Source organism: Kitasatospora sp. NPDC057198, assembly GCF_042670125.1.
Taxonomy (GTDB): Bacteria; Actinomycetota; Actinomycetes; order Streptomycetales; family Streptomycetaceae; genus Kitasatospora.
The window spans coordinates 1-8821 of the sequence record NZ_JBHUWH010000336.1; the positions used below are offsets into that span (position 1 = coordinate 1).

At 75.9% G+C, this 8821-nt stretch carries 8 protein-coding genes; 4 read left to right on the forward strand and 4 right to left on the reverse strand.

The annotated features are described in order from the left end of the window. The first annotated feature begins 443 nt into the window (after positions 1–443). Entirely contained in the window at positions 444–1334 is an 891-nt protein-coding gene (locus ACFUEL_RS28970; RefSeq protein ID WP_380239725.1) for a GNAT family N-acetyltransferase, read from the forward strand. Between the two features lie 115 nt (positions 1335–1449). On the opposite strand, the gene ACFUEL_RS28975 is transcribed toward ACFUEL_RS28970, so the two are convergent. After that, positions 1450–1794, reverse strand: coding sequence for a hypothetical protein (locus tag ACFUEL_RS28975; RefSeq protein ID WP_380239726.1), 345 nt, complete (start codon positions 1792–1794; stop codon positions 1450–1452). 388 nt (positions 1795–2182) lie between these two features. Here ACFUEL_RS28975 and ACFUEL_RS28980 point away from each other — a divergent pair, with 388 nt between their 5' ends. Further along, positions 2183–2509, forward strand: a complete 327-nt coding sequence (locus ACFUEL_RS28980; RefSeq protein WP_380239727.1) for a hypothetical protein — start codon at positions 2183–2185, stop codon at positions 2507–2509. Positions 2510–2751: 242 nt separating this feature from the next. Here the strand turns inward: ACFUEL_RS28980 and ACFUEL_RS28985 are convergent, their stop codons facing one another. After that, positions 2752–3612 carry an S-methyl-5'-thioadenosine phosphorylase gene (locus tag ACFUEL_RS28985; protein ID WP_380239728.1) on the reverse strand — a complete coding sequence of 287 codons (861 nt, stop codon included), beginning with the start codon at positions 3610–3612 and terminating at the stop codon, positions 2752–2754. A 423-nt stretch (positions 3613–4035) separates the two neighbouring features. Between ACFUEL_RS28985 and ACFUEL_RS28990 the strand changes: the two genes are divergently transcribed. Beyond that, positions 4036–4794, forward strand: coding sequence for an alpha/beta fold hydrolase (locus ACFUEL_RS28990; RefSeq protein WP_380239729.1), 759 nt, complete (start codon positions 4036–4038; stop codon positions 4792–4794). Positions 4795–5087: 293 nt separating this feature from the next. After that, a complete protein-coding gene (locus tag ACFUEL_RS28995; RefSeq protein WP_380239730.1) occupies positions 5088–5630 on the forward strand; it encodes a GNAT family N-acetyltransferase in 543 nt (180 codons plus the stop codon). A 439-nt stretch (positions 5631–6069) separates the two neighbouring features. Here the strand turns inward: ACFUEL_RS28995 and ACFUEL_RS29000 are convergent, their stop codons facing one another. Together ACFUEL_RS29000 and ACFUEL_RS29005 are read right to left on the reverse strand one after the other, a co-directional pair. Further along, the gene (locus tag ACFUEL_RS29000; RefSeq protein ID WP_380239731.1) at positions 6070–7470 is read right to left on the reverse strand and encodes a hypothetical protein; all 1401 of its coding nucleotides are present in this window, start codon (positions 7468–7470) and stop codon (positions 6070–6072) included. A gap of 77 nt (positions 7471–7547) precedes the next feature. Continuing rightward, on the reverse strand, positions 7548–8777 hold the full coding sequence (locus ACFUEL_RS29005) for a serine hydrolase domain-containing protein (protein ID WP_380239732.1): 1230 nt from the start codon (positions 8775–8777) through the stop codon (positions 7548–7550). Positions 8778–8821: the final 44 nt, after the last annotated feature.

Sequence of the window (8821 nt, forward strand, 5' to 3'; positions counted from 1 at the left end):
GCGCTGAGGCCCGCCGGGGCCGGTCGGCTCCGGACTCTGCCGGGCCGACCGGCACCGGGCTCTGCGGGGCCGGTCGGTTCCGGGCTCTGCGGGGCCGGTCGGTTCCGGGCCTCCGCTCGTATTCCGCTCGACTCCCGCTCGATTCCCGCTGGAACCCTCCTCGATTTCCCGGGGTTCACTCTCCAGGGTGAATCCCTTCGATCGGCCGGGTCGTCGCACGCCCTGGACGCCCGGTCGATCGGGCCTTCTTCCTGCCATGACGGGGCTTTCAACGGCTGGGAGAAACGGTTCTTTACTGACGCCCCGTCAGGCATCCCGCTTCGAATGGAATCCGTGCGCGGTTCGAAAAAACCCGTGCACACGATCGACCGCTCTGATGTGATGCCGCCTGATCGACCTCGACGGAAACGGAAGAGGAAGCACCGCACCCTTTGGACGGCACGATGCACGAAACGCACCACACCCCCGGCTCCGGCCCGGAGGTGGTCCTGACCCGGCTCGAAACCTATTACGACGCGGTCCCCCGGTTCTCCGCGACGACCGAGGAGCACGGCCCCTTCACCCTGTTCGTCCGCACCGGGCAGGGCTGGCACTACTACGGCCGGCCCGCGCTGGGCGGCCCGGGAGTCTTCACCGCCGAGGACGTCGAACGGGTCCGGGCCAGACAGCGCGAGCTGGGCGCACCCGAGAGCTTCGAATGGGTGCACGAGACCACACCGGGCCTGCGCGCCGCGGTCGAGGCCGCCGGGCTGGAGGTGCACGAGCACCCGCTGCTGGTGCTCGACCTCGACACCCCGCCGGCCGACGCCTCCGACGCCCCCGCTCCGGCCGACGCCCCCGCCGAGGCGGACGGCACCCCCGAGGTGCGGGTGGTCGCCCCCGGCGACCCGCTGCTGGCGGCCGCCGTCATGCTGCCGCACCTGGCCTTCGCCGAGGCCGGCACCCAGATCGGCGCGGCCGGGCCCGAGCAGCTCGCCGAGGCGGTGAAGGCCCCCGACGCGGAGGCGGCGGTGGCCCGGATGACCGACCGAATAGCCGCCGGGCGCACGGTCCTGGTCGCGGCCCTCGGCCCGGACGGGGAGCCGGTCGCCTCCGGCTGCCACCAGCCGGTCGGCGAGGTCAGCGAGGTCGTCGCGGTGGCCACCCTGCCGGCCCTGCGCCGGCAGGGCCTGGCCCGCCTCGTCACCTCGCGGCTGGTCGAGCACGCCCGCTCCTCCGGGGTGCGGACGGTGTTCCTCTCCGCCAGCGACGACGCCGTGGCGCGGATCTACGAGGGCGTCGGGTTCCGGCGAATAGCCACCGCCCTGATCGCCGAGCCGCCCTCCGCGGCCTGACCGCCGCCGGTCCGCGGGCCGCGCCCCGCCGCGCCCACCCGGTCGCCCCGGTCCCGGGGGCGACCGGGTGCCGGGGCGCCGGGTGGCGCCGAGGCCGCCGGGGTGCGGCGCGGGGTCAGGAGAAGAGCGCGGAACGGAGCTTGAGCCGGTCGGAGGCGCGACCGCCGGGGCGGAGGCTGTAGTAGTCCCCGTCGCAGTCGGGGCCGGTGAACATGGTGACGGTCGACCCGGTGAAGTTCTGCGGGGCGAAGGCGGGTGCCGTGGTGTCGGGGTCGGCGACCTCGGGCAGGGTCACGCAGACCCGGCTGTCCGGCTCGACGAGGACACCGGCCGCGCGGTTCCCGAAGTCGTCGTAGTAGGTGTAGCGGAACTCGCCGACGGCCGCACCGGCTGGGCTGGGCAGGGCGAGCAGCAGGGCGATCGAGGCAGCGGCGGCGGCAACCGTCTGACGCAGGTGCATGAGGTGGAACGGCCTTCCGGTCGAGGTTGGACAGGGCGGGGCGCCCGGCCCGGCACGCACCACCGTAGGAGCGGTGCCCGTCGGCGAAACGGTTCTGCCGGTGCACCTCGCGTGTCGTCCGGGCCCTCCCGTTCCGCTCCTCCGTCCTCCGCTCCGCACAGGGCGCGCGCCATGGTGGCGGCGCGCGGCCCGCGGCGGCAGCCGGCCGGTGCCGCGCGCGGGACGGCAGGGCGTCAACAGGAGGGAACGGCAATGGACATGGAGGTGGTAGAGCGCGCGTTCGGGTGTTAGAACCGGCGTCCAGCGGGCACATGTGTTGCTACCTGGGAGCAGGGTCGCGTCGGCGGGGAAGGCCGGGGCGTACCTGCCTGCGGCGCGGAGGTGGTTTATGGACGGACCCGCACTCTCCCCGCGTGAGCTACTGATCCTCCAGCAGATCGAGGCCGAGCTGGGGAGCGATCAGGAGCTGGAGCGCGAGCTGCGCACGATGCGGACGGCGAGGATCGCCCGGCTACGACGGACACTGGTGGCCCGGCCGTGGATCGTGGTCGCGGTGATCTCCTGTTGTCTGGCCGTCTCGTTCGGATTGTTGGCGATGGCGGTAGCACTGGACGAACCGGCCCTGCTGCTGGGCGTGGTGATCAGTTGGGCCGTCGTACTGGTGGTGTTGGTGGTGGTGGCGGCACACCTGCACCGTCGCGGGCGGATCAGGTAGCCACCCGGTCGGCGGGCCGCCGTCACCGGGCGGTCCGCGCCTCCGCTCCGGGGCCTGGCGGGCTCCTGGCGGGGCCCCGGTGGAGGCCCGGCGGAGCGTCGGGCCGGAGCCGGCGGACGGAGAGGTGTGGGGCAGGGGCAGGGGCAGGAAGCGGCACGACGGCGCGGAGACAGCGGGTGCGGAGACAGCGGACCTGGAAACGGCGGACCTGGAAACGGCGGGTGCGGGAACGGAGTTCGGGATCAGACTCCGGGCAGGCCGGTCTCCAGGTCGTCCAGGGCGTGCGAACAGATGCAGTCGCGGGCGGCGGGCAGCGACTCCAGGGCCTTGAACAGGACCGTGCGCAGGCGGTCGACGTTGCGGGCGAAGACCTCGAGCACCTCGGCGTGGGTGACGCCCTCGCCGCTCTCCACGCCCGCGTCCAGGTCCGTCACCAGGGCCAACGAGGTGTAGCAGAGCCCGAGCTCCCGGGCCAGGACGGCCTCCGGGTGGCCGGTCATGCCGACCACCGACCAGCCGTTGGCGGTGAACCAGCGCGACTCCGCCCGGGTGGAGAAGCGCGGGCCCTCGATCACCACCAGGGTGCCGCCGTCCACCGGCTCCCAGGCCAGGTCACGGGCCGCGGCCAGGGCGGCGGCCCGGCCGTCCGGGCAGTAGGGGTCGGCCATCGAGACGTGCACCACCTCGGGCACCGACCCGTCCGGCAGGATCCGCCCGTCGTAGTACGTCTGCACCCGCCCCGAGGTGCGGTCCACGAACTGGTCCGGCACCAGCAGCGTCCCCGGCCCGTACTCGGGACGCAGACCCCCCACCGCGCACGGGCCGAGCACCTGGCGCACCCCCAGCGCGTGCAGCGCCCACAGGTTGGCCCGGTAGTTGATCCGGTGCGGCGGCAGCCGGTGCCCCCGACCGTGCCGGGGCAGGAACGCCACCCGCCGACCCGCCACCCCGCCGACGAACAGCGCGTCCGACGGCGGTCCGTACGGGGTCTCCACGTGCACCTCGGTGACCTCATCGAGCAGCGCGTACAGGCCGGAACCGCCGATCACGCCGATCTCGGCGCTCGGGGTGCCGTCGGTGCGGGGCGGGTGGACGTCGGCCATGGCTCTCCCTCGGCTCTGGCGGTCGGTCGCGGTCCCGGTGCCCGGTCCGGACGGGCTGTCGGCCTGTCGGGCTGGGGGCTGGTGGATCGGGTCCGCGGTGCACCGGTCCGGCGCGTGGACGGACCGGTCCGGCCGCGCGCCGAGGGCACGCCCCCACCTTACGAGCAGTCAGCTCCGGTGGTGTGCACCGGTGGTCGCGGTGCGCCCCGACCGCTCCCCGCCCACCGCCCGGGGCGGGCCCGCCCTCCCGGGCCGTCCAGTGGGCATCCGGTGGCCGTCCGGTGGCCGTCCGGTCGGGTCGGCGGGCGGTGGGGTCCGCGTACAGTGGCAGCTCCGGCCGGGTGGGCCCGGGGCGGCGGGTGCGTGCCGGCCGTCGCGGGCGGGCGCGGGTGGATGCGGACGACTACGGCAGGGGACGGCGCGATGGGCGGTCGGGTGGCGGTGCACTCGGAGGGTGCGGTGGCGGGGGCGCACCGGCCGCTGGTCTGGCGGGCCCTGCCGCCCTCGCCGGACGCGGCGGTGCTGGTGCTGCACGGCGGCCGGGAGTTCGGGGCGCAGGCGCCGCCGGTGCTGAACCTGCCGGGGCTGCGGATGCGGCCGTTCGCGCGGGCGGTGCAACGCGGTGCGAGTGCCGACGCCCGCCGGTCGCTGGCGGTGGGCACGGTGCGCTACCGGTGCCGGGGGTGGAACGGTGACCGGGCGGACGCGGCACGTGACGCGGAGGCGGCGCTGTCCGACCTGGCCGAGCAGCTGGGGCCGGTGCCGACGGTGCTGATCGGGCACTCGATGGGCGGCCGGGCGGCGCTGCGGGCGGCGGCCCACCCGTGCGTACGGGGCGTGGTCGCGCTGGCGCCGTGGTGCCCCCGGGATGAGCCGACCGAGCACCTGCGGGGCCGCTCGGTGCTGATGCTGCACGGCGACCGGGACAGGGTGACCCCGCCCGGCGACACCGACCTGTTCGCGCTGCGGGCCCGCGACCACGGCGCGCGGGTGGCCGGCTACCGGGTGCTGGGCAGTGGTCACACCCTGATGCGGCGGGCCGGTGACTGGCACCGCGCCGCCGCCGACCTGGCCCTGGCCCTGCTGGGCCTGGGCGTGCTGCCGGAGGAGGTCGGCGCCGCCCTGGCCCTGCGCGGCCAGAGCCAGGAGGGCCTGCGCATCCCGCTCAGCGACCGCCGCTGACCGACGGCACCCCCGCACACCGCCCCGCCCGCGAGCGGACGGCGGGCACATCGGAGGGCGGCTGGCGCACCGGAGGACGGCGGGCGGGGGCGCGGGACCGGGCACGGCAGGCGGGGGCGGAGGAGAGGCAGCGAAGGGCGGCAGGCGGCAGCCACACGAGCGGCGGGCGGCGGGCGGGTGACCGTCTGGTGACAGCTGGTGCGGATTGGGCTTCCGGCTCGCCCCGGGCGGGCAGGGGGCGCACACTCCGGTGGAGGGAGACGTCCGCCAATCGACTGAGGGAGGACCCGCCCATGGGGATCAGCCTGACCACTGATCGGCTCGTCGTCCGGGACTGGACGCCGGACGACGCCGAGGACGCGCTGGCCGTGTACGGCTCCACGGATGTCGCCCGCTGGCTGACGCCCGTGATGGCCCGGGTCTCCGATGCCGAGGCGATGCGTTCGGTGCTGGAGCGCTGGGGGCGGGAACAGGCGGAACTGCTGCCGCCGCGCGGGCGGTGGGCGGTGGAGCGCCGCGAGGACGGGAGGGTGATCGGTGGCCTGGGCATCCGTCCGCTGCCGCCCTACGACGAGGATCTGGAGATCACCTGGCAGCTCTCTCCGCAGGCGTGGGGCCAGGGCTACGCGACGGAGGCGGGCCTGACGCTGCTGCGCTGGGTGTTCACCCAGGACATCGAGGAGGTCTTCGCGGTGGCCCGGCCCAAGAACGACCGGGCGCACGCGGTGGCGAAGCGGCTGGGGATGCGCTGGGTCGGCGAGACCACCAAGTACTACGACCTGAACCTCCAGGTGTACCGGATCCGCCCGGCCGACCTGCCGGACGACCGGCCCTGATCTCCCGCTGCCCGTCACCCGGCCCCGGTCCCGGCGGCCGGGGCAGTGGCGCGCGCCGAAGTGGGCGGCGGGTCGGCGTGGACGCCTGCTCCCGAGCGGTCCGGAACGGACGGGGCGCGGCTTCCCGTCCCGGCCAGGATTCGGCGCCGGGGCTCCGGGCGATGGCGGGCGTTGACGGAGCGGTAGCAGGGAGGTGCGCTCGGCGAACGGCCCGAGCAGCGCGGTGGCGTCCCGGAGCAGGTCGCGGTGGAGCGGCAGCGCCCGCTGGCCGACGCCGATGCCGACGTCGACGCCGGCGGGCGAGCCGGGTGAACGCTTCGATCGCCCGGCCGCGGCGGGGTGCGGCGGGGTGCGGCCGGAGCGCCTGCCGGTAGCGGGCCGCCGGCGCGTCGGGGTGCCGTTCGCCGTGCTGTTCGGCGAGGTCGGCGGCGGCGGTCCGTCAGGCGTCCGCGACCGCCTCGTACTGTCCGTCGCGGCCGAGCAGGCCGGTGGGTTGGGCGTGCGCCTCGTGGTGCTGCGGGTCGCCGGGGGCGAGGGCGGTGCGGTGGACGGGTTCGACGTGCCGGCGGAACGCCTCGGGGGTGTCGGGGCCGAGCGTCCGGGCGGCGTGGACGGCCAGTTCGGCGAGCAGGGCGGCGGCCTGCTCGGGCCGGCCGGCCTCGCCGACGCGGGTGGCGTGGGCGAACCGCAGGTCGAGCGTGTCGGGGTGGTCGGGGCCGTACAGCTCCCGTGCGACGGGGAGTAGTTCGGCGAGGGCGTCGCGGGCGGGGCCGGGCCGGAGCTGTTCGGCGGCGGCCCGGCGGGCGGTCAGGTCGAGCAGCTCCGGGTACCGGTCGACCGTCGGGTGCAGGTGGACCGGCCCGGCGTCCCCGGGTGCGGGCAGCTCGGCCGCGTACCGGGCGGTGAGGGCGAGGGCGGCGGGCGGCAGCCAGGGTTCGGAGCGGTCCTCGGGGCCGAGCAGGACGAGCAGTTGGCGGGGTGTCGGGCGCAGCGCCGGATCGGGGTCGAGGCAGCGGGCGAGGGCGGGCAGCAGCGCCTCGGGGACGTCGGCGAGGTCGGGACGCCCCTCGGTGGTGCGCCGCCGGACGGCCCGCTCCTGTTCCGGCCCGGGGGCGCCCACCGCCACCGCCGCTGCTCCCGCTCCCGTGCTTCCCGGCCGGGGGTGGCCCGTCCAGGGGTGGCGGCCCTGGGCGGCGGTGGCGAGCAGCGCGCCGAGCGCGAACACGTCGCCGGGCGGGCCGGTTTCGGCGGGCCGTTCGATCTGCTCGGGCGACGCGTACCCGAGGGGGCCGTAGCGGTGGGGGCCGGAGCCGTCGTCCGGGCCCGGGGGCGTCCAGAGGCCGAAGCCGGCCAGTCGCGGGCCGTGCGCGGTGATGAGCACCCGGCCGGGTTCGAGGCCGCCGTGGACCAGTCCGGCCCGGTGTCCGGCGGCCAGGGCCGCGGCGAGGCCGGCGCCCAGGCGGCGGACGGTGGCGACGGGCAGCGGGCCGGTGGCGCGCAGCAGTTCGGCGAGGTTCGGCGCGGGGACGTGCGCGGTGGCCAGCCAGGGCCGTTCGGCGTCGGGGCCGGCGTCCAGCACGGGGACGGTCCAGGGTCCGCGGATCCGCCGGGCGTCCCGGGCCTGTCGGGCGAAGCGGCGGCGGGCGGCGGCGTCCCGGGCCGCCGCGGGGTGCGCCTCCTCGAGGATCACCAGCAGCCCGTCGGCGGCGCGGCACAACCGGGCCGCTCCGGCACCGCGAACGGCACCGCGACCGTCGCCGCCGCCCCCGCCACTACCGCCCTCGCCGCCGCCCCCGGCACCGGGTGCGCGCAGCACCCGGTACGGTCCGGTCTCCCCCATGTCCGGGTCCTCCCCCGTCGTCTTCCAGGACGACGGGAGGGACGAGCAGCGGCCGGGGCGGGGTTCCCGACCTGGGGTTATTTCTCGGCGGGCAGCTCGTACACGTGCCCGGGGGTGGCGATCGAGGTGATCGCCTCGGCGAACAGGGTGGAGGGTTCGCTGCCCTCGTGGACGATGTCGGTGTTCAGCAGGATCACCAGGGTGGCGTCCTGCTCGGGCAGGTAGACGGTGACGCTCTCGTAGCCGGGCAGGGAGCCGTTGTGGCCGACCCAGCCGCCGACCCGGAACAGGCCGAGTCCGTAGCCGGCGCCGTCGCCGAAGCCGGGGACGGGCAGGAACTTCTCCCGTTCGGCCTGGGTGGCGGGGCTGAGCAGGGTGCCGGTGGCCAGGGTCTTCGCCCAGCGGCGCAGGTCGTGCAGGTCGGAGATCATCGCGCCGGCCGCCCAGCCCCAGGAGGGGTTCCAGTGGGTGGCGTCGGCGGTGGAGCCGTCCAACGTCTGGTCGGTGTAGCCGTGCGCGTAGGGGCGGGGCAGTTCGGCGGCGCGCGGGAAGAGGGTGTGGTTCAGGTGGGCGGGCTCGGTGATGTTGCGGTGGACGAAGTCGCGCAGCGGCATCCGGCCGAGCTTCTCGACCAGCAGGCCGAGCAGGACGGTGTTGGTGTTCGAGTACTGGTAGTCGGTGCCGGGCGGGAACACGTTGGCGTGCTTGAACGCGTACGAGAGCAACTCCTGCGGGGTGAAGGGCCGGTTCGGGTCGCTGAGCAGGGCGTGCACGAAGTCGTCGTCGAAGGTGTAGGAGTACAGGCCGCTGCGCATCTCGGCGAGTTGGCGGATCGTGATGTGCTCGCCGTCGGGGACGCCGTCGAGGTACTTGCTGATCGGGTCGTCGAGGCCGACCAGGCCGCGGTCGACGAGTTCGAGCACGGCGGTGACGGTGAAGGTCTTGGTCTCGCTGCCGATCCGCATGTTCAGCCGGGGCGTCATCGGCTGCCCGGTGGCCTTGTCGGCGACGCCGTCCGCGTGGACGTAGGTGCCGCGTCCGGGCAGCCACAGTCCGACGATCACACCGGGGGTGCCGGTGCGTTCCCGCACGTCGGCGATCGCCGCGTCCAGCCGGGCCGCGAGCGCCGGGTCGAGCGGGCAGTCCTCGTCCGCCTGCTGGTGCACGGGGCGGTGCGCCGGCTGCAGGGCCGGGCGGGCGAACGGGGCGCCGGAGTCGGCGGCGGCCGGGACGGCGGGGGCGAGGGCGCTCAGGGCGAGCAGGGCGACGGCGAGTCGCCGGGCGCGGGGACGGCGCATGACGGGCATCTCTTCCGGGAGAGGGGGTGGACCTGTTCCGCACAGGTCACCAC

Bases quoted from the DNA above. Each gene is read 5' to 3' on its own strand.
- ACFUEL_RS28970 (WP_380239725.1), top strand. From the start codon at position 444: ATGCACGAAACGCACCACACCCCCGGCTCCGGCCCGGAGGTGGTCCTG.
- ACFUEL_RS28975 (WP_380239726.1), bottom strand. From the start codon at position 1,794: ATGCACCTGCGTCAGACGGTTGCCGCCGCCGCTGCCTCGATCGCCCTG.
- ACFUEL_RS28980 (WP_380239727.1), top strand. From the start codon at position 2,183: ATGGACGGACCCGCACTCTCCCCGCGTGAGCTACTGATCCTCCAGCAG.
- ACFUEL_RS28985 (WP_380239728.1), bottom strand. From the start codon at position 3,612: ATGGCCGACGTCCACCCGCCCCGCACCGACGGCACCCCGAGCGCCGAG.
- ACFUEL_RS28990 (WP_380239729.1), top strand. From the start codon at position 4,036: ATGGGCGGTCGGGTGGCGGTGCACTCGGAGGGTGCGGTGGCGGGGGCG.
- ACFUEL_RS28995 (WP_380239730.1), top strand. From the start codon at position 5,088: ATGGGGATCAGCCTGACCACTGATCGGCTCGTCGTCCGGGACTGGACG.
- ACFUEL_RS29000 (WP_380239731.1), bottom strand. From the start codon at position 7,470: ATGGGGGAGACCGGACCGTACCGGGTGCTGCGCGCACCCGGTGCCGGG.
- ACFUEL_RS29005 (WP_380239732.1), bottom strand. From the start codon at position 8,777: ATGCCCGTCATGCGCCGTCCCCGCGCCCGGCGACTCGCCGTCGCCCTG.